Source organism: Methylobacterium sp. D48H (assembly GCF_053345715.1).
The window spans coordinates 32,384-55,094 of the sequence record NZ_JBKFAP010000030.1 but is presented as its reverse complement, the minus strand read 5'-3'; the positions used below and the strand labels follow the sequence as shown (position 1 = coordinate 55,094).

Sequence of the window (22,711 nt, the reverse complement as noted above, 5' to 3'; positions counted from 1 at the left end):
GCCGCACCGCGCGACGCCGCGGCGGGCAAGCCCGGCGGCCGGCCGCCGGCCATGCGCTCGGCGGCCCCCTCCCCGGCCCTCGCCTCTGCCCCCGCGCCCGGTCCGACCCGGCGCGAGCAGCGCGCCGCCGCCTCCGCGACCCTCGCCTCCGGCGTGCAGACCCTGACCGTCGAGCCGGACGAGGCCGGGATGCGGATCGACCGCTTCCTCACCGCCCGCTTCCCGCTCCTGCCCTTCACCCGCGTGCAGACCATCGTCCGCAAGGGCGAGTTGCGGGTCGACGGCAAGCGCGCCAAGCCGAACGACCGGCTGGAGCCGGGCATGAGCGTGCGCGTGCCGCCGCTGCGCCTCGACCAGCCCACCGAGCGGCCGCGCAGCGCCGCCCGCGAGCAGGACGACGCCGCCTTCATCCGGTCGCTGATCCTCTACGAGGATGCCGACATGATGATCCTCAACAAGCCTTTCGGCCTCGCGGTCCAGGGCGGTTCGGGGACGGTCCGGCACGTGGACGGCCTGCTCGCCGCCCTCACGGGGCCGGACGGCCAGAAGCCGCGCCTCGTCCACCGGCTGGACAAGGACACGGCCGGGTGCCTGATCATCGCCAAGACCCGGCTCGCCGCCGCGACGCTGGCCAAGAGCTTCCGGTCCCGGGCGGCGCGGAAGATCTACTGGGCGCTCACCGCGGGCGTGCCGCGGGTCCGGCAGGGGCGCGTCTCGACCTACCTCGCCAAGGAGGAGCCCACCGACGCGGACGCGCGGATGCGGGTCGCCAAGCACGGCGACGAGGGCGCGAGCCACGCGCTGACCTACTACGCGATGGTCGATCAGGCGGCCCAGAAGCTGTCCTGGCTGTCGTTCAAGCCGGTCACCGGCCGCACGCACCAGCTGCGCGCCCACGCGGCCCATATCGGCCACCCGATCGTGGGCGACCCGAAATACTTCTCCGTCGAGAACTGGGAGCTGCCGGGCGGCATCCAGAACCGCCTCCACCTGCTCGCCCGGCGGATCGTCATCCCGCACCCGCGGACCGGCAAGCCGGTCGACGTGAGCGCGCCGCTCCCGCCCCACATGGCGCAGAGCTGGAACCTCCTGGGCTTCGACGCCGCCCGCTACGACCCGATCGTCGAGGCTCCGGAGGCCTGAGCCCGCAGCCAGGGCACGATCGCGTCCGCCAGCGCGTCCGGGGCCTCGAGCGGCAGCATGTGGCCCGACCCGTCGATCACCCTCAGCGTCGCGCCCGGGATGCCGTCGCGAAGCTCCCGCGCCTCGTCGAGGCTGCGCAGGGCGTCCTGGGCCGCCGCCACGACCAGGGTCGGGCAGCCGATCGCGCCGAGGCGGTCGTCATCGGATTCGCGCGCCTGCCCGGCCTGGCGCAGGAAGACCTCTCCGCCGAGCCGGTCGCCCATCTGCCGGATCCGGCTCAGGAGGGCGCCGTCGCCGGCGCGGTCCGGGTGCACCGACTGGAGGATCGCCGCACGGCTGAGGCCCCGGTAGCCCTGCTGGCGGATATGGGCGACCGCGGCGGCCTTCCGGCGCGCCTGGGCCGGCGTGTCGGCCCGCGACGAAGTGGCGACGAGGACCAGCGCCTCCACCCGGTCCGGCACGAGCCGGGCGACCGCGCGGGCGACGTAGCCGCCCATGGAGAAGCCGACGAGCCCGAAGCGCGGCGGCGCCTCCGCGACGACGCGGCGCGCCATGTCGGCGATGGCGGCGTCCCCCGCGAGGTCGCCGTGGGTGATCGGCCCCACCTCGGCGAGGCGCGCGACCACGTCGGACCAGAGGTCGGCATCGGTCATGAAGCCGGGCAGCAGCACGAGGTTCATCGCCGGATCACCCTTCCCGTCCCCCAGATAACCGTCACGCGAGCGTCCGTCAGCGTCGCGGCATCTCCGGTGAAAGTCGGGTGCGGTCCGGGCGTCCCGCGCGGCGCATGCCTTGGCAACCGGCCGCGCCGCCTCATATGCTGCCCCGCGCCCCGCCGATCCGCCGCGGGGCCTGTTCCCGGCGGTTCGAGACCCTGACACATGAAGCTCGCGATGCTGGCCTGCCTCGCCGCCCTGTGCCTCACCGGGCCGATCGCGCATGCCGCGCCGGGCGAGACGACCAGGGCGGCGCCGACGGCGAACGGCACCCACCCCCCCGAGACGGCGGCCCCGCATCCGGCCCCGGTGCCCACCCCGGGCGCTGCGCCCGCGCAGGCCGCCCCGCGCACCGCCAACAGTGCCCGCGCGGAGCGCCGGCGGCGCTCCTACGCGGCCTGCAACCGCGCCTCGCATCAGCGCGGATTGCGCGGCGGCAAGCGCCGGCGCTTCCTGATCCGGTGCCGGCTCGGCTACGAGCGGACCCGGATCCCCGGCGGCCAGCCCGCCGCGGCCGCGCCGGCCCAGCCGGGCCGGAAGCCGTGACGGGGACCCGCCTCCTTTCACCCGCGCCGTCGGGGCGGCTCGCGGCGCGACTTCCTGCGCGTCGGTCGCGATGAGGCTCGTCGTCTTCGACGTCGACGGCACCCTCGTCGACAGCCAGCACCTGATCGTGGCGGCCCAGGAGGTGGCGTTCGCGGAGAACGGCCTGCCGGCGCCCGGACGGCGGGAGGCCCTGTCGGTGGTCGGCCTGTCGCTGCCGCAGGCCTTCCGGCGCCTCGTCGGCGAGGACGGCCCGGTCGCGGAACTCTCGGAAAGCTACAAGCAGGCCTACAACCGCCTGCGGCTCGACCCCGCCCACGAGGAACCCCTGTTCCCCGGTATGGCCGACCTGCTGACCCGGCTGCACGGGCGCTCCGACGTGCTGATCGGCCTCGCCACCGGGAAGTCGCGGCGCGGTGTCGACCGGCTGATCGCGCATTACGGCTGGGCGGACTGGTTCGCCACGACCCAGAGCGCCGACGACGCGCCGTCGAAGCCGGATCCGACCATGCTGCAGCAGGCGATCCGCGAGGCCGGCTGCGAGCCCGAGGCCACCGTGATGGTCGGCGACACCACCTTCGACATCGCCATGGGCGTGGCGGCCGGTGCGACGGCCGTCGGGGTCGCCTGGGGCTACCATCCGCCGGACGCGCTCTACGGGGCCGGGGCCGTGACGGTGGTCCCGAGTGCCGCCGCGCTGGAGGCGCTGCTCCTCGAGGGGCTCGCGACCGGCTCCTGATCGCGGGAGGCTCGCGCGCGGGGCCGGAAGCGCCTATCTCGCCTCCATGAGCGATCAGACGACAGACTGGCTCGGGCAACCGAGCGACGGTGACAGGCCCGATCCGGTCCGGGCCGCCCGCGGCCACGCCAAGCCGACCCTGCCCCACCGCTTCTACAAGGAAGCCGGCTTCTCCGAGGATGACGACGGGTTCCGGCTGACCCTGGACGGACGTCCGGCCAACACGCCGGCCCGCAACCCGCTGCGTCTCCCCAGCCGGACCCTGGCCGAGCGCGTCGCGGCGGAGTGGCAGGCCCAGGACACGGCGATCGACCCCGCGCGGATGCCCCTGACCCGGCTGGCCAACACGGCGATCGACGGCGTCACGCCCCGCCTCGCCGAGGTCGCGGCGGATCTCTGCGCCTACGCGGGCACCGATCTCGTGGCCTACCGCGCCGGGGATCCGGAGCGCCTCGTGGCGGCCCAGGCGGAGGCCTGGGATCCGATCCTCGCCTGGGCACGGGACGCGTTCGGTGCGCGGGTGATCCTGAGCGAGGGCGTCATGCACGTCGCGCAGCCGGCCGACACGATCCAGGCGCTCTCCGCTGCGGTGAATGCGGTGACCGACCCGTTCCGGCTGGCGGGCCTGCACACCCTGACCACGCTGACCGGCTCCCTGCTGATCGCCCTGGCGGTTCTCGAGGGCCGGCTGACGCCGGCCGAGGCCTGGGCCGCGGCCCACGTGGACGAGACCTATCAGGCCGCCGTCTGGGGGCGCGACGCCGAGGCGGAGGCCCGCCTCGAGGCGCGCCGGACGGAGTTCGAGGCGGCCGCCGCGTTCGTCGCGGCCGGCGGCTGAGCCCGGGCCGCGACTCGGCGCGGTCGCGCAGATGCAATTGCGCAACAATCCCGCATTCGCGGCGCCCGCCCCGCGTCGGCGGCTGACAAAGCGCGAACACTGTTTTAGGGTTCGACGCACATTGTGTTCGAGTCGACGATGCGTTCCGATCAGCCTGTCCGTTGCAGTTTTGAAGGCGAACTGGCCAATCTGATCGCGTCGAAACAGTTTTCCCGCGATCTTGACGGGCGCTACGCGCTGTTCGACGCCCTCTCGGACCTCGAGCGCCGAGCACAGGGCGCCGGCGCGCCCGCTCTCACCTTGCGCAAGATTGCCGAGATCCGGTTCCTGGCGGGCATCCTGCGCGAGTCGGTGCGCCCGTTCCCGATCGCGCCCCTGCGGACGGTGCTGCGCGTGCGCGAACGGATCGACGCGCGCCGCGCGGTCTCCGCCGAGGCCGCGGATCTCGACGCGGTCTGACGCGGGCGCGGCTCAGGCGGGCTCGGCCAGGGCAGCCTGGATCTTCGCCTCCAGGGCCGCGGGCTTCGTCCCGGGTGCGAACCGGGCGACGACCCGGCCGTCGCGTCCCACCAGGAACTTGGTGAAGTTCCACTTGACCGCCCGCGTGCCGAACAGCCCGGTCCGGGCCCGGGTGAGATGGGCGTAGAGCGGATCGGCGCCCGACCCGTTCACCGCGACCTTGGCGAGCACCGGGAAGCTCACGTCGTAGCGCAGCGCGCAGAAGCTCGCGATCTCGGCGGCGTCGCCCGGCTCCTGCGCGCCGAACTGGTTGCAGGGAAATCCCAGGATCGTCAGGCCCGCATCCCGGTGCCGGCGCCAGAGCGCCTCGAGCCCCTCGTATTGCGGGGTGAAACCGCAGCGGGAGGCCGTGTTCACGATGAGCAGCACCTGACCGCGGTGCTGCGCGAGCGGGTACGGCGTTCCGTCGGCCGCGGAGACGCTGAAATCGTGAACGGTCGTCATGGCCGATCACTCGGGCAAACCGGCCGGATCCGCAAGGCTCGCGCGTCGCGACATGGCGTCGGCCCGCGGCGCGGCCCGGCGATCCCGGCCGCGACTCTAACCCCGTATATGGCCGAGCCGGCGCGCGTGGCGTAACGAGTCCGTCAATCGCGGCGACGAGACTCGGCACGGCCGCGAGTGAGGGGTACTCGCATCCCCCGCCTGGACCCGACCGGGACGTGTGGATGCCGCGCTATCACTTCAACATACACGACGGATCCACGATCCTGGACGGCGCGGGAACGGAGCTGCCGGACTGGCAATCCGCCCGGCTCGAAGCCGTCCGGCGCGCCGGCGACATCCTGAAGCAGGACGCCCAGCGCATCGCCCTCGGCGAGGATTGGCGGATCGAGGTGACGGACCAGACGGGGCTGATCCTGTTCCAGATGACGTTCCTGGTGGTCGAATCCCCGGTCATGCGGCGGCATTCCGGCACCGAGCGCTGAGCCGGCCCCGGGTCCGGCCGGTCGCCCGGTTCAGGCCGGCACTTTCCGGACGTCGAAGCTCGGGCCCTGGGGCGTCATCCGGTCGGTGGTGACGATGCGCTCGTCGGCGCCGACGATGCCGAGGCTGACGTCGCGGTCCGGCAGGATGACGGTGGTGCTCTTGTTGACGTGGACCAGCACGTGCCGGCGCAGGGGCACCGAGGCCACGGCCCAGCGCCTGAGCTGCCCGTAATAGGGCTCGCGCCGCCACGCGTTCGCCTGTCCGGGATCGACCTGCACGTTCATGTTGCGGGTGAGCGGATCGAGGCTCAGCACCATCTTGGCGCGGTCCGGCTTCCATTCCGGGCCGAGCCATCCCTCCGTCATCCAGAGGCAGTGGAAGGCCCGGCAATGGTCCGGGCGGGTGGCGTGGATGGCGCAGCCCTGGCCGGCCTTCGTATGGCGGCACCACTGGCCCGCGACGCTCTCGACCGCGGGCACGTCGTAGACCTTGCAGCACAGCGTGCAGGCGCCGCAGGCGCGGCCGGGGGCGGGTTGGGCGACGTAGGCTTCCGGATTGAGCATCGGTCGGGCGCGGCGAGGGGCGGTGCTGGAGTAGCGCTGGCGGCATGCGTCCGGCAACGGCCGGACGCGGATCCTCCGGGCTACCTGACGGGGCATCGGGTCGGTAGTGTGGCGGCGGTCACCCGCGCACGAGGACCTTGCGAACCATGCTCTCGAACCTCGCGACCCGCGACGTCGAAACCCTCCTCCATCCCTACACCAACCTGTCGACGCACCGACAGACCGGCCCGCTGGTGCTGGAACGGGGCGAGGGCGTGCATGTCTACGACACCGAGGGGCGCTCCTACATCGAGGGCATGTCCGGTCTGTGGTGCACGGCGCTGGGCTACTCCAACGCGGAGCTCGTGGAGGCGGCCCGGGCGCAGATGGCGCGCATGCCCTTCACGCACCTGTTCTCAGGCCGCAGCCACGATCCGGGCATCGAGCTCGCCGAGACGCTGAAGGAGCTGATGCCGGTCCCGACCTCGAAGATCTTCTTCACCTCCTCGGGGTCGGAGGCCAACGACACGCAGGTCAAGTTGACCTGGTACTACAACAACGCCCTGGGTCGGCCGCAGAAGAAGAAGATCATCGCCCGCCAGAAGGGCTACCACGGCGTCACGGTCGCGAGCGCCTCGATGACCGGGCTCGCCGCGAACCACGCCGACTGGGACCTGCCGCTGCCGGGCTTCCTGCACGTCTCGCCCGCGCACCACTACCGGGGCGCCGAGCCGGGCGAGAGCGAGGAGGCCTACGCGGCGCGCCTCGCCGCCGAGCTGGAGGAGACGATCCTGCGCGAGGGACCCGAGACGGTCGCGGCCTTCATCGCCGAGCCGGTGATGGGCGCGGGCGGCGCGATCGTGCCGCCGCGGGGGTACTTCGCGGCGATCCAGGCGGTGCTGGCCAAGTACGACGTCCGCTTCATCGCCGACGAGGTGATCTGCGGCTTCGGCCGGCTCGGCACGTGGTTCGGCAGCGAGGCGCTGGGGGCCCGGCCCGATTCGATCTCCTTCGCCAAGGCCCTGACCTCGGCCTACATGCCGCTCGGCGGCGTGAGCATCGACGAACCGCTCTACGAGGCGCTGATCGGCCAGAGCGAGAAGATCGGCACCTTCGGCCACGGCACCACCTATTCCGGGCACCCGGTGGCCGCCGCGGTGGCCCTGAAGGCGATCGAGATCTACCGCCGCGACCGGGTGATCGAGGGCGCGGCCGAGAAGGCGCCGCAGTTCCAGCGCCGTCTGGCGGCGCTCGCCGGGCACGACATCGTGGGCGAGGCCGGCGGCCTCGGGCTGATCGGCGGCCTGGAGATCGTCGCCGACAAGGCCAGCAAGCGGCAGTACGATCCGAAGAAGGGCGTGGCCGCCCGCTGCGTCGCCTTCGCGCAGGGCGAGGGGCTGATCGTGCGGGCGCTTGCCGGGGACCGCGTCGCCGTCTGCCCGCCGCTGATCATCGCGCCGGACGAGATCGACGCTCTGTTCGACCGGCTCGGCCGCGCGCTGGACCGCACCCGCGACTGGATCCGCGCCGAGGGGCTGGAGGCGATGCCGGGCTGAGACCGCCCCGCGCGTCGCTGCGCGGGCGCGGACCCCGGCCGCGGTGGTCGCCTGCCGCCGTCACACCGCGTCGCGCGGCGCGTCCGGCAGCGCGGCGGCCTGGATCCCCGCCGCGGTCAGCGGCGTGATGCGGAGCGTGGTGATCCGGTTCTTGGCCTTCCGCAGCACCTGGAAGCGGAAGCCGTGGAAGTTGAAGGCGGTGCCCTGGTCCGGGATGGTCCGCGCCTCGTGGATGACGAGGCCGGCGATGGTGGTCGCCTCCTCGTCGGGCAGGTCCCAGTCCATGGCCCGGTTCAGGTCGCGGATCGGCACGCCGCCGTCCACGTTCACCGACCCGTCCCCCTGCGGGCGCACGCCCGAGACGGTGACGTCGTGCTCGTCGGCGATGTCGCCGACGATCTCCTCCAGGATGTCCTCCAGGGTCACGAGCCCCATCACCTCGCCGTACTCGTCGACCACGAGGGCGAAGTGGGTCTTCTTGGTCAGGAAGGCCTTGAGCTGGGCGCGCAGCGACGTCGTGCCCGGCACGAACCACGTCTCCAGGGCCAGCGCCTCGACCTTGAGGCCGGAGGCGTCGCCGCCCGCGGCGTCGAGCGCCCGCAGCAGGTCCTTGGCGTGGAGGACGCCGACGATGTTCTCGGGCGTGCCGCGCCACAGCGGCATGCGGGTGTAGGGCGAGGCCAGCACCGCCCGGACGATGTCCTCGGAGGGCTGGTCGGCGTCGATCGCCCGCATCTTCGTGCGGTGGACCATCACGTCGGAGACCGACAGGTCCGACAGGTCGAGGAGGCCGCCCAGCATGTCGCGCTCGGCCTTGGCGACGCCGCCCTCCCGGTGCATCAGCGCCACCTGCCCGCGCAACTCCTCGGCGGCGGTGAGGATCGACTGGTGCTCGCCGATGGTGACGCCGAACGGTTTCAGCATCACCCGCACGACGTGCTCGATGGCGATGGCCAGCGGGCCCATCAGCGCCACCGCGAAGGCCACCGGGCGGGCGGTGAGCAGGGCGGCCTTGTCGGGTTTGGAGATCGCCAGCGTCTTCGGCAGCACCTCGGCGAAGACGATGACCAGCACCGACATGCCGACCGTCGCGTAGATGACGCCGCTCTTGCCGAACAGCGCCGTGAGCACGCTGGTGGTGAAGGCCGAGGCGCCGATCGCCACGATGTTGTAGCCGATCAGCATCGCGCCGATGAAGCGCTCGCGGATCGCCAGGATGCGGTTGACGATCGCGGCGCGCGGGTCGCCCGCCTGCTCCAGGGCGTGCATTCGGGCTCGCGAGGCGGCCGTGAAGGCCGTCTCCGCGCCCGCGAAGAAGGCCGAGAGCAGCAGCGAGATCGCCACGATGCTCGCGGCGAACCACAGGTCGATATGGGTTTCCATCGGGTCCGTCAGGCACGCCTCGCGCGGCTTGTCGGCCGCCCATATAGCGCCTCCTGCGACTTATTGCGCGCCGATCGGGCGCACCGTCCACGTCCCCCAGTAGACGGGCCGCCCGTACAGGCTCGACGCGTCGCGCCCGGAGGCGGTCGGGGCGAGCCGGTCGAGCCAGGTCAGGAAGCCCGCCTTGTTCGGGTAGATCGCCGGCGTGTCGAGGTTGCCCTCCGCGTCGGTCATCCAGAAATGCGCGCTGCGGTCGTACCGGCCGCTGCCGTCGCCCCCCGAGCGCAGCCCGAGATAGGCGGCGGAGCGGCCCGCGTCCACCGGATCGGCGTAGAGCTTGAGGGCGCCGATCCCGTCGAGGTTCATGTCGGCCGTGTACTGCAGGCAGATATCCGCCACCGGACCGCCCGGGGCGTTGGCGGGCCGCTGGCACGTGTAGGAGACCGCCCAGCGCGGCATGCCCTTGGCGCGGGCCACCCGCACGAGGGTCCCGGGCGGCAGCGGCCCGGCGAGCTTGCGCGCCGTCGACCAGACCTTCGGCCCCGACAGGTCCTGCGCGGTACGCAGGAACAGCCCGGTGCGGCGCTTCTCGGGGGCGAGGCCGCAATCCTCGGGCAGCACGTCGGTGTAGACGTAGTGATAGGTGCGGTCGACGACGCTGATCGAGCCGGCGAGCCCGTGGGTCTCGAAGGCCGGCGCCGTGCAGGCCGACGTGACCGGCTTGCCCGCCTCGTCGACCACCGCGGCGGGGACGGGCGGGTCGGCGCGCCGGCCGCGGCCGGCGCCCGCCTCGAACGGCGTCCATGCCAGCCCGTAGCCGTCGGCGGTGCGGGTCCGGATCTCGAAGGTCTGGAAGTCGAGGGTGCGCGCCTCGATCTGGACGCGGCGCCGGACGTCGGCCGGGCCCGTCGCCGGCGCGTCCGGTTCCGCCCGCCGGCGCCGACGCCGGCCGCGGCGCTCGGGCTCGGCCGCGTCGCCGCCGGTGGCGCCCACGCGCTCCTGCCCGAGCAGGAAGACGTAGCTGTAGGCCTCGCCGGCCCAGGTCCGGCCCGTCACGGCGATGGGGTCGCGCGGGCCGATGCCCTCCGCGGACGGTGTCGGCTCGGACCAGCCGCGCGTCCGCGCGCGCTCCTCCGGCAGGTCGACCCAGAACCGGTCGGCCGAGGGCGGCAGCGTCGTGACCAGGGCCTCGAAGGTGCGGCCGGTGCGCAGGGCGCCGCCGTCGCGGCTGTCGGTGGCGCGCCGCTCCGGGCACGGCTCGTCCCGGCGGGACGCCACCGGTGTCTGGCCCTGGAACACGGCCTGGAGCGGGCCGGGCGCCTCGGAGCGGGCGAGCCGCAGGATCTGCACGCCGCGCACGAAGGCGCAGGGCGCCGGCGCGATGAGGACGCCCTCGGCCTCCGAGCCCTCGCGGCAGATCTCCAGCGCGCCGCCCCCGGTCAGGAAGCAGCTCGGGGCGCTGCCCTCGTAGCCCGCGGGCCGGGCCTCGGCGGGGCGCGTCCCGATCAGCGCGAATCCGGCCTGCGCCGAGAGCGCCGCGAGGGCCGCGAGGCGCATGCCGGAGCGCAGGCCCGAGCGCCCGCCCGAGCGCCGGGACGCGGCGTCGCGTGCAGGGGGAATGACGGTATCGGGAGGCGATGTCGTGGCAGTCTTTGTAGAAATCACGTCTATCGCCGATGTCGATCCGGATGTCGGAACAGTCTCGCAGCCTCTAACTCACGGCCGCTGAGCCGGAAAGTGGCGCGGACCACGCAAGCCCCCTTCGATGGGGACGGGGCGAACCCGGCGCCCGCTCGCCCGTTGTCGCGGCTTGAGGGCCCCGCTGGCCCGACCCTTTCAGCGCCCGGAGATCAGCGCATGGACATCGCCGTCGAAACCGTCACCGACATCGTCATGCGGCTGCGCGCCATCGAGGTGAAGGAGGGCAACACCGACCCGGATTCGGGTTCGAACCCGATCGACGACGGCGCCACCGACGTCCTGGTCTCCGGCACCGACGACGCCACCGAGTCCGAGGTCCGCGGCCTGATCGCCGGGCTCGACGACGATTCCCGCGCCGAGCTGCTCGCCCTCCTCTACGTCGGGCGCGGCGACATGGAGCCGGAGGAGTGGAGCGAGGCTGTCCGCTTCGCCCGCGAGCGCGAGGCCGCCGGCGAGGGCGCCGCGCGGGAACTGCTGGGCTCTCCCGACGCCGGCGACCTCCTGGAGGAAGGCCTCGACGCGATGGGGCTCAGCCCCGAACTGCCGCAGGCCTGAGCGCCCGGACGGGGGCCGGTCGCCATGGCCTCGCGCGCGCGCAGGGGCGCCACGAAGGCGCTGCGGGTCCTCACGCGGCCGGTCCGCCGCGCGCAGGGCCATGGCGGCAAGGGCCGCGGCGGGCTCGTGGTCGAGCCCTACCGCGGCTACGGGTCACGGGACGAGGTGTTCCTGATCGGCCGGGTCTTCCGGCAGTCGCCGGGGATACCCGGCGAGGATCCCGAATCGCTGCGGGCGCAGTGGCGCGACCTGCGCCGCCGCATCGCCCGGCGGACGATCGCCGGTGCGGCCGTCACCGCCCGGTTCGGCGACGATGCCGTCCGGGTCGAGACCGACCGGGACGGCTATTTCCGCGTGCACCTGCACCCGCGCTCGCCTCCGGCCGAGACAGGTGACTGGCACGCGGTCGAACTCCGCCTCGAGGCCGATCCGCCGATCCCCGCCGAGGGCGCGGTGTTCATCCCGCCCGACCGCTGCCGCTGCGTCGTGGTCAGCGACATCGACGACACGGTCATGCGCACCGGCGTCGCCAACAAGCTGAAGATGCTCTGGCGCCTGTTCGTGGAGGATGCCGAGAGCCGGGTCGCCTTCCCGGGCGTCGCCGCCCTGTACCGCGCCCTCCACGCGGGCGCCGGCGGCGGCGAGGGCAACCCGATGCTCTACGTCTCCCGCGCGCCCTGGGGCCTCTACGAGATGCTGTCGGAGTTCTTCCAGCGCCACGGCATCCCGGCGGGGCCGGTGCTGTTCCTGCGGGAATGGGGCCTGTCCTGGACCCACCCGCTGCCGCGCCGGGCCACCGACCACAAGCAGGCGCTGATCCGGCACATGCTCGCCCTCTACCGCGACCTGCCCTTCGTGCTGATCGGCGACAGCGGCCAGCACGACCCGGAGGTCTACGCGCAGATCGTCGAGGAGAATCCCGGGCGGGTGCTGGCGGTCTACATCCGCAACGTGTCCCGCGGCTCCGCGCGAGTGGAGGAGATCGTCCGGCTCGCCGGCGCCGTCGCCCGGGCCGGATCGAGCCTCGTGCTCGCCGCCGACAGCGTCGCCATGGCCGAGCACGCGGCCGCCATCGGGCTGATCGCGCCCGGGGCGGTGACCGGCGTCGCCGACGAGCACGCGGCGGCGGCCGAGACCGGGCCGCGCCGGGAGACCGCCCGGATCACGCCGGAACCGTCGGGCGTCGCCGACGCGGCCGAGGACCCGATCGGGCCGGAGGCGATCGCCGAGGCCCTCGCCGGCGACGGCGCTGTGCCGGCGACCCTGGTGGTCGAGCCGGAGACGCCGGCCGCGCTCCCGCGGCTCGGTGCGTGAACGCGCGGCCGCGATCGTCACCCGGGCGGCTGTCGCGGGCCGCCCGGTCCGATAAGTATCGGCCGAGCGCGGCCGGCACCCGCCGAGACGGGTCGCGGAACGGGCTGCCGCGGGAGGAATCGAGATGCGCCTGAGCCTGTCCGCTCTGCTGATGATCGCCTGCGGCACCCAGGCCGCCCTCGGGCAGGCCGCGCCCGCGGAGCGGGCCGTGCCGCGCTTCGCCCAGCTGGAGGCCGAGATGGGCGCGGCCAACGCCGCCCCGGGGCCGCGGACGGTGCCGGCCAAGGTGGTGCCGGTCCCCGACACGACGAGCCCGCAATTCCGCACCGCGGTGGCGGCGCCCTACCGGGTGCCGGCCTGGAACGCGAACCCGCCGGACGCCGCGGCCTGGAAGGCGCTGGTCGACAAGCTCGCTGCCGCCGGAGCCGCCACCCTGCCGGCGCTCCGCGAGAAGCTGGGCGTCACCAGCGAGGCCGCGGTGATCGGCGGCGTGAAGGCCTTCGTGATCCAGCCCCGGCAGATCCCCGAGGCCAACCGCGACCGGCTCCTCCTGCACATCCACGGGGGCGGCTACGTCTACAATGCCGGCGAGGCCGGAACGCTGGAGGCGATCCTGATGGCCGGCCTCGGCGGCTACAAGGTCATCTCGGTGGATTACCGCATGCCGCCGGACGCGCCCTACCCGGCCGCCATGGACGACGCGACCGCCGTGTGGCGGGCCATGCTGTCCATGCAGAAGCCCGGGAACATGGCGGTGTTCGGCACCTCAACGGGCGGCGGCATGACGCTGGCGCTGATGCTCCGCGCCAAGGCCGAGGGGCTGGCGCTGCCCGCGGCGATCGGTCTCGGAACGCCCTGGTCGGACATGACCGAGACCGGCGACAGCTACCGGACCAACGAGTGGCTCGACAACGTGCTCGTCAGCTATTCCGGCTACCTGACGCCGGCCGCCAAGCTCTACGCCGCCGGCCGCGACCTGAAGGACCCGCAGCTCTCGCCGATCTACGGCGACTTCGCCGGCCTCCCGCCCGCGATCCTGGTCACCGGCACCCGCGACCTGTTCCTGTCGAACACGGTGCGCACCCACCGGAAGCTGCGCGCCGCCGGGATCGAGGCGTCGCTGCAGGTGTTCGAGGGCATGTCTCACGCCCAGTACCTGTTCACGCCGGACGCGCCCGAAACCAGGGAAGTCTTCGGAGAAATGGCGCACTTCTTCGACGATCATCTGGGTCGCTGAGGGGCGGCGGCGCGGGCTCGCGCGGAACTCGTGCTCACGAAATGGTGCAATGCAGCATCTCGGTGGAGAGGGTTCACATCCGGGCCGCGATGCCTAGGTTCGGCCCCTCGCAGCCGGTCCACGCTCCTCGAGCCTCCTGGAGGCCATCCGTGCAAACCTACACCCTCGCCATCGCCGACGGCGTCCTGTTCGCCTGCCTGCCCGACGAGGCCGACATCTCGGCCGCGATCACCGACGCGACCGCGACCAATTACGGGTTCGGCCTCAGCCTCGACATCGTCCGCGGGGCGACCCTGACCGACGCGGCCCGTCCCGAGGACGAGGTCGTGTGGCAGGAAGGGCCGGACAGCGAGCTGCTCGACGCGCAGGGGCGGCGCTACCGCTACGCCGTCCGCCGACCCTGCTGACGAAAGCCCGGCGCGGACCTGACACCGGGACGCCCGCCGGTGCTACGCTCCGCCGATGGAGCGGCGGGCGACAGGGGCGGGACGGTGGGGCGGGCTCGCCCGATTCCTCGTCCTCTACGCGGCGCTCTACGGCGCCTACGGGGTGCTGTCGCCGGTCCTGCCGGGCTTCCTCGCCGCGCGCGGCCTGACGCCCGGCGAGATCGGCCTCCTCCTCGCCGCCGCGGGCGCCCTGCGTCTCGCGGTCGGGCCCCTGGCCGGCGCCTTCGCCGACCGCCACCGGGCCGGCCGATCCGTCCTGGCGGCGAGCCTCGCGCTGGCCGGGCTCAGCGCCCTGGCGCACCTGCCGGGCGCCGGGCTGGCGCAGCTGATCGGGCCGGCGCTCCTCTACGCGGCGGGCACCGCGGCCCCGGCGCCCCTCGCCGACGCGCTGGCCCTGGCCGCCGCGCGCGGCGGCGCGGCGTTCCAGTACGGCTGGGTCCGCGGCGCGGGCTCGGCCGCGTTCATCGTCGGCACCGCCGCGGCCGGCTGGCTGATCGGCCTCCACGGCCTCGCCGCCGCCCTCGTGGCGAGCGGCGGCCTGTTCCTGGCCGCCGGCGCGGCGACCCTGCCGCTGCCCGCCGCTCCGGGCGGCGCGGCCGAGGCCGGGGCGCCGTGGCACGGCTTCGGCGCCCTGGTCGCCCTGCCGCGCTTCCGCCGCACGGTGCTGGTCGCCGCCCTGGTGATCGGCGCGCACGCGATGCACGACGGCTTCGCCATGATCCTGTGGCATTCCGCCGGGATCCCGGCGACCACCGCCGGCCTGCTCTGGTCGGTCTCGGTGGCCGCGGAGGTCCTGGTCTTCCTGCTGGTCGGACCGCCCCTGCTGGCGCGGATCGGCCCGGCGACCGGCATCGCGGTGGCGGCCTGCGCGGGCGCCCTGCGCTGGGCGGTGCTGGCATCCACGACCGCGCTTCCCTGGCTCGCCGCCGCCGAGTCCCTGCACGGGCTGAGCTTCGCCCTCCTTCACCTCGCCTGCCTGGGGCTCATCGAGGCGTCGACGCCGGCCGATCTCCGGACGACCGCGCTGGCGCTCTACGGCACGCTGGGCCTCGGCCTGTCGGGGGTGGCCGCGACCCTGGCCTCCGGGGCGCTCTACGGGGCGTTCGGCGCTTCGGCCTTCTGGGCCATGGCGGCGCTGAGTCTCGCGGCCCTGCCGCTCGTGCCGGCGCTGCGGGATCGCTGAAGCGGCGGGTTCTTTTCCCGCGCCTATGGTACGGACCCGGAACGGACCCGCCCGAAAAGCCCCGCATGCCCGCCGTCGCCGAGATCCTGATCCCGCTCGCCCTCGATACGCCCTACAGCTACGTGGCGCCGGCCGGGCTCGACCTCGCCCCGGGCGACGTGGTGCAGGTGCCCCTCGGCCCGCGCGAGATCGTCGGGGTGGTCTGGGGCGTCGCCGAGACGCCCGGCGGCTCGAACCTGCGGCCCGTGACCGGCCGCCTCCCCTTCCCGCCCCTGTCGGAGCCGCTGCGCAGCCTCGTCGACTGGATCGCCCGCTACACGCTGGCGCCGAAGGGCTCGGCACTCGCCATGGTCCTGCGGCTGCCCGACGAGGCGGCCGCCGGCGAGACCGCCCGCGTCGCCGTGCGCCTCACCGACAAGCCCCCGTCCCGGCCGACCCCGGCCCGCACCAAGGTGCTCGCCGCGGCGGCCGACGGCGCCCTGCGCGGCAAGAGCGCGCTCGCCAAGGAGGCGGGCGTCTCGCTCTCGGTGGTCGACGGGCTGATCGACGACGGCGTCCTCGAGACCGTCGCGGTCGAGCCGGAGCCGGTCGCGCCGCGGCCCGACCCGGACTTCCCGCGGACGCCGCTCTCGCCCGCCCAGGCCGAGGCGGTGGCGGCCCTCGTCGCCCCCTTCCCGTGGGACCGGCCGCAGCCGCGGGAATCCGACGATCTCCGCCCGGTCCTGCTGGAGGGCGTCACGGGCTCCGGCAAGACCGAGGTCTATTTCGAGGCGGTGGCCGCCTGCGTCCGGGCCGGGCGGCAGGCCCTGATCCTGATGCCCGAGATCGCCCTGACGGCGCAGTTCCTCGACCGGTTCGCCGCCCGGTTCGGGGTCCGGCCGGCGGCGTGGCATTCCGGGATCGGCGGCAAGCGGCGCGAGCGCCTGCGCGCCGCCGTGGCCGAGGGCGAGGCGCTCGTGGTGGTCGGCGCGCGCTCCGCCCTGTTCCTGCCCTTCGCGCGGCTCGGCCTGATCGTGGTCGATGAGGAGCACGAGACCGCCTACAAGCAGGAGGACGGCGTCCATTACCACGCCCGCGACATGGCGGTGGTGCGCGGACGCCTCGAGGGCTGCCCGGTCGTCCTGACCTCGGCGACGCCCGCGATCGAGACCCGCGTCAACGCCGCGCGGGGGCGCTACCGGCACGTCCTGCTCCCCGAGCGCTTCGGCGGCCGGCGCCTGCCCGACATCGCCGCGATCGACATGCGCCTCGACCAGCCCGAGCGCGGCCGCTTCCTCAGCCCGCCGCTGGTCAACGCGGTGAAGAGCACCCTGGAGCGCGGCGAGCAGGCGCTGCTGTTCCTCAACCGCCGGGGCTACGCGCCGCTGACCCTCTGCCGCGCCTGCGGCCACCGCTACCAGTGCAAGAACTGCTCGACCTGGCTCGTGGAGCACCGGTTCCGCCGGGCGCTGGTCTGCCACCAGTGCGGCTACGCCGAGCGCCGGCCGGAGGCCTGCACCGAGTGCGGGACCTTCGACAATCTCACCGCCTGCGGGCCCGGCGTCGAGCGGATCGCCGAGGAGGCCGCCGAGATGTTCCCGGACCGGCGCATCGTCGTCCTGTCGAGCGACTTTCCCGGCGGCGCCGAGCGTCTGCGCCAGGAACTCGAGGCGGTGGCGGCCGGCGCGTGCGACGTCGTGATCGGCACGCAACTCGTGGCCAAGGGCCACAACTTCCCGTTCCTGACGCTGGTCGGCGTCCTCGACGCCGATATCGGCCTGACCTCGGGCGACCCGCGGGCGGCGGAGCGCACCTTCCAGTTGCTCCAGCAGGTCACCGGGCGCGCCGGACGCGGCGAGAAGCCCGGGCGCGCCCTGGTCCAGACCTACCAGCCGGACCACCCGGTGATCGCGGCGCTCCTCTCGGGCGACGCCGAGCGCTTCTACGCGGAGGAGATCCAGGCCCGCGAGGCGGCCGGCCTGCCGCCGTTCGGGCGGCTCGCGGCCCTGATCGTCTCGGCGAGCGAGCGCGAGGTCGCGGAGGCGCACGGGCAGGCGCTCGCCCGCGCCTCCGAGCCGCCGGAGGGCGTGATGGTCCTGGGCCCCGCCGAGGCGCCCCTCGCCCTGGTGCGCGGCCGCTACCGGTTCCGGCTGCTCGTGAAGACCGAGCGCAACGTCGATCTCCAGGCCTACCTGCGCGCCTGGATCACCCGGGGACCGAAGGTGCGGGGCAACGTCCGGGTCGCCATCGATGTCGACCCGCAGAGCTTTTTGTAGGAGACTTCGCGGGCCTCCCGGTCTCGTGAACGCCGGTTCGCCGTCGGGAGGCATGTCAGAGCGAGGGTCCGGAGCCATACCGGTTCGTCCCGCGATCGGGTATGGCTCAGGTCACGGGCGGCGGACCCTGGTCGGAGACCGGCTACGGGACGCATGCGGTTCCCGGAGGAGCGATCAGTGCTGACCTACACCAAGACGCCGGATTCGAATGTCGCCGAGATCGTGGTCGACGGGAAGATCACCGACGAGGAGATGAACGCGGCGATGACCGCGATGAAGGCCGACCTCGACAAGGGCGGCAAGATCAAGCTGCTCGAGGATATCCGCGCCTTCGAGGGCATGGAGCCCGCGGCCTTCTTCAAGGACCCGCGCTTCGGCATCTCGATGATGAAGAGCATCAGCCACGTCGCCCTGGTGACGGACGCGCCCTGGCTGAAGGCGCTGGCCGAGACCTTCAACTTCGTGTCGCCGACCCAGATCAAGGTGTTCGAGCGCGCCCGCATCGACGAGGCGCGGAGCTGGCTCGCCGCGGCCGCCTGAGCGACCTCAGTCGGCCTGCGCGGTGCGGGTGTCGCTGCGCCGCGCGGTCCAGTGGCCCGAGCACAGGGACGAGACCTTCCAGGTGCCGGCGCCGCTGCCGGCCTGGAGCCGGCCGGTGCCGGTGCCGCTCGCCGTCCCGTTGCTGACCGTGATGCCGACGCTGCCGTCGGGCCGCACGTGGCCGTTGACCTGCGCCCCGGCGCTGCCGGAAATGAGCTGCACCTGCCCCTCGCGGATCGCGAGCGCGTAGGTGTAGCGGGCGCTGCACAGGCCGCTCTCCGTCACCAGCTCCACCGACCACCGCCCGTTATGCGCGCTCGGCCCCGCGCTGGCGGGCAGGCACGTCGGGAGGAGAAGGCCGGCGGCGAGGGCCGCGACCGCGGTCAGCTTGGTCATGCGATGCAATCTTTCAGCGAAGCGGACACCGCCGGAAGCGGCGTGCACGGTCAGAATCATCGATCGAGGATGACTCGACGCTGAACGATGGAAGCGGCAAGAGTATGGCTGCCTCCCGCCTGTTCAAGATAGATTACGGCCGACAGTCTCCCGACCAATAGTCAAGCTCGTTGCGGACGATGCTGTGGACTGATCTGCCGACCGGAGCGTCCAAGTCTCCGCTCATCACGGAGGAGACGGAGGCGGCCGAGGTCCTGCACGCGCCTGTCGAGGATCGCCGGACCCGCGGGAAAGCGCCCGCGAGACCGCGGCCGAACCTGCCCGCGCGGGAGAGCCTCGGGCGCCTCGGGGCGGGCCGGCGATCGAGCAACCGGCCTCGATCGGGCCGGGCGGGATCCATGATCGGATCCGTCCGCGGGCGCGGGCAGCCGACCAGCGCGCCGCGCCGCCCTCTCGGGTTGTGACGGGCCGCGCGGGACGGCCGGAGCGACTCGCGGTGCTCAGTCGGTGAGCGGCCGGGCTTCCTCGGGCAGCATGATCGGGATCCCGTCGCGGATCGGGTAGGCGAGCTTCGCCGAGCGGCTGATCAGCTCCTGCCGGGCCGCATCGTATTCCAGGGTGCCCTTGGTCAGCGGGCAGACCAGGATCTCCAGGAGCTTCGGGTCGACGCGGGTCGCCTCGACGGGGGCGGTGAGATCGTTGGACATCGGTAGGGCAACCTATTGCATCGGCGACTCGGGACCCGAGCCGCGAACCAGTTCCATCTGCGTGACCGCGATCAGGATCTCGGCCCGGGTCTTCAGGTCGGGAGCCTCCAGCATCGCCTGCTTCTCGCGCACGCCGAACGGGCTCATCATGCACAGGGCGTTGACCAGCGCCTCGTCGGGCGCCTCGTCGATCCCGGCCCAGTCCACCTTGAGGTCGTTCGACTCCACGAAATCGCGCAGCGCCTTGAGGACGCCCTCGCGGTCGACCTGCTCCTCGCCCGCCCGCGGCTCGAAGTCCACCGCGAACTCGTCGTAGGAGACGTGGCAGCGGCGATAGGGGCCGATCGAGGCCAGCTCGCTCTCGACCCGGAACCGGGTGACGCCGGTGAGCGAGATCAGGTACCGGCCGTCGCCGGTCTCGGCGTACTGGGTGACGCGGCCCGCGCAGCCGACGCGGTAGAGCTTCGGATTCGATCCGCCCGACCCTTCCGGGTCGGGCTGGATCATCCCGATGATCCGGTCCGTCCGCATGGCATCGTCCACCATCGCGAGATAGCGCGGCTCGAAGATGTTGAGCGGCATCTGTCCCCGCGGCAGCAGCAGCGCGCCGGACAGCGGGAAGACCGGGATCACGGCCGGGCAATCCGCGGGGCCCTTGTAGCTCGCATGGGTGCTCATGGCGCCTCCCAGAGGGGCCGATCGGTGGGCCGGCGCGCGAGCCGGTGCCTCACGAGAACAGAAGTGCCGAGAGCTTGCGCCGGCCGCGGATCGTGTCGGGGTCCATCACGCCCCAGGCCTCGAAGAATTGCAGCAGCTGCTTGCGCGCACCGTCCTCGTTCCAGTCCTTGTCGCGCTTGCGCAGCTCGATCAGGTGATCGACCGCCTGGCCGCGCTCCCCCCGGGCGGCGAGCCCGAGTGCGAGGTCGAACCGCGCCTGATGGGCGTCCGGGTTGGCCTCGACCTCGCGCTGCAGGCCCGCGAGGTCGCCCAGCGACGCCGCCTGCTCGGCGAGTTCCAGGGCGGCGCGGATGCCGACGAGCGCCGGGTCGCCGGCCTTCGCCTCCGGAACCATCGCCAGGACGCGCTTGGCGTTCTCGATCTCGCCCGCGTCGAGCTGCATCTTGGCGAGGCCGGCCAGCGCGGTGACGTTGTCGGGCTGCTGCTCCAGCACGGCCGCGTAGATCTCGGCGGCGCCGGCGAGGTCGCCTTCCTGGATCAGGGCCGCCGCGTCGGCGAGGGCCGCCTCCAGCGGGTCCTGCTGCGGACCGGCCACGCGCGCGATCAGCTCCTTGATCTGGCTCTCCGGGACCGCGCCCATGAAGCCGTCGACCGGCTGGCCCTTCTGGAAGACGATGACCGCCGGGATCGACTGGATGCCGAGCTGACCGGCGATCGAGGGATGCTCGTCGATGTTCATCTTCGCGAGGACGACCGCGCCCGCGGCTTCCCGGACGACCTTCTCCAGGACCGGCGTGAGCTGCTTGCAGGGCCCGCACCAGGGTGCCCAGAAATCGACCAGGACCGGCCGGTTCATCGACTCGGCGATGACATCCTGACGGAAGCTCGCGGTGGTCGTGTCCTTGATGAGGGAGCCGGTGTCGCCGGCCGGGGTACCGCCCGCGGCGAGGGTGTCGTTGAGCATCGGTCTGGCTTCGGAACCTTTTTCGTGGAGCGCCTTAAATGGGGCTTCCGCCCCGGTCTGACCAGCCCGGAGGCCTGGATCCTCAGCGCGGCGGCGCGGCAGCCGGCGCGCCCGCCGCCGCCTTGGCGGCGGTCACGAACGTGCCAGCGAAGGGACGCCCGTCGGCGGTGCTGGCCTCGCAGGTGATCGCGGTGCGCCCGGCTTCCGGGGTCGAGAAGCGGCAGGCGCCGATCGCGAGGATCGGGGCGCCGTCCTTGCCCGTGGTGACGACGTTGATCGGCTGCAGCGGATCGGTCTCCTCGGTGGCCTCCTGCTGGGCGCCGTTGCCGCTGAAGCTGAGGGTCTGACCGTCGGAGGTCGTGAAGTCGAAGCTCGTGCGGTTGCGGCTCACCGCGTTCGTCAGGACGTTGCTGCAGGCCGCGCTCAGGTCCTGCGTGCCGATGACGAGCTTCTCGCAGGTCCCTTCCAGCCGCAGTGCCGCCTGGGCGCGGGCCGCCGAGGGCAGGCTGACGAGGGCGCAGAGCAGCGCGAGGCGCAGGCTGTTGGTCATGGCGTGTCGGGCATCCTCCGGTTGAGAGCCGAACTAGGCGCGCCGCGCACGCCGTCGAGGGGCACGGCCCCCGGACCGGCGCGACGGGAGGTGGGTCGCGGACGCGCCGGACGCCCTCAACCCACCCGCACGGGCGCGGCAGGGACGCCGGGCGGGGCGGCCCGCTAGCCCGCGAACCGCAGGGCCCGGTCGTTCGGCGCGGCGAGGTCGAGGTCGGGCCCGAGGGGCACGATCCCCGTCGGATTGATGGTCGGATGGCTCTCGTAATAGTGCCGCTTGATGTGGGTGAGGTTCACGGTCGGCGCGACGCCCGGCAGCGCGTAGAGGTCGCGGAGGTAGTTCGACAGGTTCGGGTAGTCGGCGATCCGGCGCCTGTTGCACTTGAAGTGCCCGACATAGACCGCGTCGAACCGCACCAGCGTCGTGAACAGCCGGATGTCGGCCTCGGTCAGCCGGTCCCCGCAGAGGTAGCGGCTCCGCTCGAGGCGCGCCTCGAGCGCGTCGAGTTCCGCGAACAGCGCCTCGAAGGCCTGGGCGTAGGCCTCCTGCGTCGTCGCGAAGCCCGCCTTGTAGACGCCGTTGTTCACGCGGTCGTAGACGCGGCCGTTCACGGCGTCGATCTCGGCGCGCAGGTCCGGGGGATAGAGGTCGGGGCCGGTGCCCCCGAAGGCGTCGTTCAGCATCCGCAGGATCTCGGCGGATTCGTTCGACACGATGGTGGCGCGCTCCCGGTCCCAGAGGGTCGGGACGGTGACCCGGCCGCTGTAGGACGGGTCCGCCGCCAGGTAGACCTCGTAGAGGCGCCGGGCGCCGTGGATCGGGTCGGGCGTCGCGCCCGGCGTGTCGCCGAAGACCCAGCCCTCCGCGCCCATGTGCGGGTCGACCACCGAGACGGAGATCGCGTCCTCCAGCCCCTTCAGGGTCCGGCCGATGAGTGTGCGGTGCGCCCACGGACAGGCCAGGGACACGTAGAGATGGTAGCGCCCCGGCTCGCCGCGGAAGCCGCCCGCGCCGGAGGGGCCCGCCGACCCGTCGGCGGTGACCCAGTTGCGGAAGGCGGAGGCCTTGCGCTCGAAGCGGCCGCCCGTGGCGGCGGTATCGTACCACTGGTCGCGCCAGATGCCGTCTACGAGGAGGCCCATCGTCGTCTCCGCCTGTCCGAGAGGTCCGACCGAGATGGGCCTCGCGCGGTCGGTGTGAAGGGACGCGTCCGCCCGCGAACGCCACGCAAGGCAGGCCTGCGCCCGCCTGTCTGTTGCGGTGCAGCAAAGTCCGC

At 73.3% G+C, this 22,711-nt stretch carries 25 protein-coding genes; 14 read left to right on the top strand and 11 right to left on the bottom strand.

Annotation, left to right across the window (positions count from 1 at the left end):
- Positions 1-1,143 (top strand): RluA family pseudouridine synthase (locus ACLBX8_RS28120; RefSeq protein WP_447716174.1); only part of this gene is annotated, 1,143 nt, incomplete at its 5' end.
- Here the strand turns inward: ACLBX8_RS28120 and ACLBX8_RS28115 are convergent.
- Complete coding sequence (locus tag ACLBX8_RS28115) at positions 1,110-1,823, bottom strand: alpha/beta fold hydrolase (protein ID WP_447697469.1); 714 nt, start codon at positions 1,821-1,823, stop codon at positions 1,110-1,112. The genes ACLBX8_RS28120 and ACLBX8_RS28115 overlap by 34 nt on opposite strands.
- Before the next feature lie 201 nt (positions 1,824-2,024).
- Between ACLBX8_RS28115 and ACLBX8_RS28110 the strand changes: the two genes are divergently transcribed.
- From ACLBX8_RS28110 to ACLBX8_RS28095, 4 genes are all read left to right on the top strand, one after another.
- On the top strand, positions 2,025-2,405 hold the full coding sequence (locus tag ACLBX8_RS28110; RefSeq protein WP_447697470.1) for a hypothetical protein: 381 nt from the start codon (positions 2,025-2,027) through the stop codon (positions 2,403-2,405).
- 70 nt (positions 2,406-2,475) lie between these two features.
- Positions 2,476-3,141, top strand: a complete 666-nt coding sequence (locus ACLBX8_RS28105) for an HAD-IA family hydrolase (RefSeq protein ID WP_020093660.1) — start codon at positions 2,476-2,478, stop codon at positions 3,139-3,141.
- 46 nt (positions 3,142-3,187) lie between these two features.
- Positions 3,188-3,979 (top strand): ATP12 family chaperone protein, encoded by a 792-nt coding sequence (locus ACLBX8_RS28100; RefSeq protein WP_447697471.1) that lies wholly within the window; start codon positions 3,188-3,190, stop codon positions 3,977-3,979.
- Positions 3,980-4,117: 138 nt separating this feature from the next.
- Positions 4,118-4,438 carry a hypothetical protein gene (locus ACLBX8_RS28095; protein WP_331298521.1) on the top strand — a complete coding sequence of 107 codons (321 nt, stop codon included), beginning with the start codon at positions 4,118-4,120 and terminating at the stop codon, positions 4,436-4,438.
- A gap of 12 nt (positions 4,439-4,450) precedes the next feature.
- Here ACLBX8_RS28095 and ACLBX8_RS28090 read toward each other — a convergent pair whose 3' ends face one another.
- Complete coding sequence (locus ACLBX8_RS28090) at positions 4,451-4,942, bottom strand: glutathione peroxidase (protein ID WP_132366862.1); 492 nt, start codon at positions 4,940-4,942, stop codon at positions 4,451-4,453.
- A 224-nt stretch (positions 4,943-5,166) separates the two neighbouring features.
- On the opposite strand from ACLBX8_RS28090, the gene ACLBX8_RS28085 reads away from it, so the two are divergent.
- Positions 5,167-5,427, top strand: coding sequence for a DUF6894 family protein (locus ACLBX8_RS28085; protein ID WP_042671770.1), 261 nt, complete (start codon positions 5,167-5,169; stop codon positions 5,425-5,427).
- A 30-nt stretch (positions 5,428-5,457) separates the two neighbouring features.
- On the opposite strand, the gene ACLBX8_RS28080 is transcribed toward ACLBX8_RS28085, so the two are convergent.
- Complete coding sequence (locus tag ACLBX8_RS28080; protein WP_042671766.1) at positions 5,458-5,991, bottom strand: hypothetical protein; 534 nt, start codon at positions 5,989-5,991, stop codon at positions 5,458-5,460.
- A 146-nt stretch (positions 5,992-6,137) separates the two neighbouring features.
- Between ACLBX8_RS28080 and ACLBX8_RS28075 the strand changes: the two genes are divergently transcribed.
- Positions 6,138-7,526, top strand: coding sequence for an aminotransferase (locus ACLBX8_RS28075; protein ID WP_447716173.1), 1,389 nt, complete (start codon positions 6,138-6,140; stop codon positions 7,524-7,526).
- A 60-nt stretch (positions 7,527-7,586) separates the two neighbouring features.
- On the opposite strand, the gene ACLBX8_RS28070 is transcribed toward ACLBX8_RS28075, so the two are convergent.
- Together ACLBX8_RS28070 and ACLBX8_RS28065 are read right to left on the bottom strand one after the other, a co-directional pair.
- Positions 7,587-8,909: an HlyC/CorC family transporter gene (locus ACLBX8_RS28070; protein ID WP_447716172.1), complete on the bottom strand. Its 1,323-nt coding sequence runs from the start codon at positions 8,907-8,909 to the stop codon at positions 7,587-7,589.
- A 60-nt stretch (positions 8,910-8,969) separates the two neighbouring features.
- Complete coding sequence (locus tag ACLBX8_RS28065; protein ID WP_447716171.1) at positions 8,970-10,466, bottom strand: hypothetical protein; 1,497 nt, start codon at positions 10,464-10,466, stop codon at positions 8,970-8,972.
- Between the two features lie 300 nt (positions 10,467-10,766).
- On the opposite strand from ACLBX8_RS28065, the gene ACLBX8_RS28060 reads away from it, so the two are divergent.
- The 7 genes from ACLBX8_RS28060 to ACLBX8_RS28030 all read left to right on the top strand — a co-directional run bounded on the left by ACLBX8_RS28060 (position 10,767) and on the right by ACLBX8_RS28030 (position 18,140).
- On the top strand, positions 10,767-11,165 hold the full coding sequence (locus ACLBX8_RS28060) for a DUF3775 domain-containing protein (protein WP_056525497.1): 399 nt from the start codon (positions 10,767-10,769) through the stop codon (positions 11,163-11,165).
- Between the two features lie 24 nt (positions 11,166-11,189).
- Positions 11,190-12,479 carry an App1 family protein gene (locus ACLBX8_RS28055; RefSeq protein WP_447716170.1) on the top strand — a complete coding sequence of 430 codons (1,290 nt, stop codon included), beginning with the start codon at positions 11,190-11,192 and terminating at the stop codon, positions 12,477-12,479.
- 124 nt (positions 12,480-12,603) lie between these two features.
- On the top strand, positions 12,604-13,716 hold the full coding sequence (locus tag ACLBX8_RS28050; protein WP_447716169.1) for an alpha/beta fold hydrolase: 1,113 nt from the start codon (positions 12,604-12,606) through the stop codon (positions 13,714-13,716).
- Positions 13,717-13,865: 149 nt separating this feature from the next.
- Positions 13,866-14,123 carry a hypothetical protein gene (locus ACLBX8_RS28045; RefSeq protein ID WP_020093648.1) on the top strand — a complete coding sequence of 86 codons (258 nt, stop codon included), beginning with the start codon at positions 13,866-13,868 and terminating at the stop codon, positions 14,121-14,123.
- A gap of 55 nt (positions 14,124-14,178) precedes the next feature.
- On the top strand, positions 14,179-15,345 hold the full coding sequence (locus ACLBX8_RS28040) for an MFS transporter (RefSeq protein ID WP_447697476.1): 1,167 nt from the start codon (positions 14,179-14,181) through the stop codon (positions 15,343-15,345).
- A 65-nt stretch (positions 15,346-15,410) separates the two neighbouring features.
- The gene (locus ACLBX8_RS28035) at positions 15,411-17,600 is read left to right on the top strand and encodes a primosomal protein N' (protein WP_447697477.1); all 2,190 of its coding nucleotides are present in this window, start codon (positions 15,411-15,413) and stop codon (positions 17,598-17,600) included.
- Between the two features lie 177 nt (positions 17,601-17,777).
- A complete protein-coding gene (locus ACLBX8_RS28030) occupies positions 17,778-18,140 on the top strand; it encodes a SpoIIAA family protein (RefSeq protein ID WP_020093645.1) in 363 nt (120 codons plus the stop codon).
- Positions 18,141-18,146: 6 nt separating this feature from the next.
- Here ACLBX8_RS28030 and ACLBX8_RS28025 read toward each other — a convergent pair whose 3' ends face one another.
- The 6 genes from ACLBX8_RS28025 to ACLBX8_RS28000 form a co-directional block, all read right to left on the bottom strand.
- Entirely contained in the window at positions 18,147-18,536 is a 390-nt protein-coding gene (locus ACLBX8_RS28025; RefSeq protein WP_020093644.1) for a hypothetical protein, read from the bottom strand.
- A 500-nt stretch (positions 18,537-19,036) separates the two neighbouring features.
- Positions 19,037-19,243 carry a Trm112 family protein gene (locus ACLBX8_RS28020; protein ID WP_042671780.1) on the bottom strand — a complete coding sequence of 69 codons (207 nt, stop codon included), beginning with the start codon at positions 19,241-19,243 and terminating at the stop codon, positions 19,037-19,039.
- Between the two features lie 12 nt (positions 19,244-19,255).
- Complete coding sequence (locus tag ACLBX8_RS28015; RefSeq protein WP_020093642.1) at positions 19,256-19,921, bottom strand: LON peptidase substrate-binding domain-containing protein; 666 nt, start codon at positions 19,919-19,921, stop codon at positions 19,256-19,258.
- Between the two features lie 49 nt (positions 19,922-19,970).
- Complete coding sequence (trxA, locus tag ACLBX8_RS28010) at positions 19,971-20,885, bottom strand: thioredoxin (protein ID WP_020093641.1); 915 nt, start codon at positions 20,883-20,885, stop codon at positions 19,971-19,973.
- Between the two features lie 82 nt (positions 20,886-20,967).
- Positions 20,968-21,435: a hypothetical protein gene (locus ACLBX8_RS28005; RefSeq protein ID WP_020093640.1), complete on the bottom strand. Its 468-nt coding sequence runs from the start codon at positions 21,433-21,435 to the stop codon at positions 20,968-20,970.
- Between the two features lie 164 nt (positions 21,436-21,599).
- Complete coding sequence (locus tag ACLBX8_RS28000) at positions 21,600-22,577, bottom strand: glutathione S-transferase family protein (protein WP_447716168.1); 978 nt, start codon at positions 22,575-22,577, stop codon at positions 21,600-21,602.
- Between the last annotated feature and the right edge of the window lie 134 nt (positions 22,578-22,711).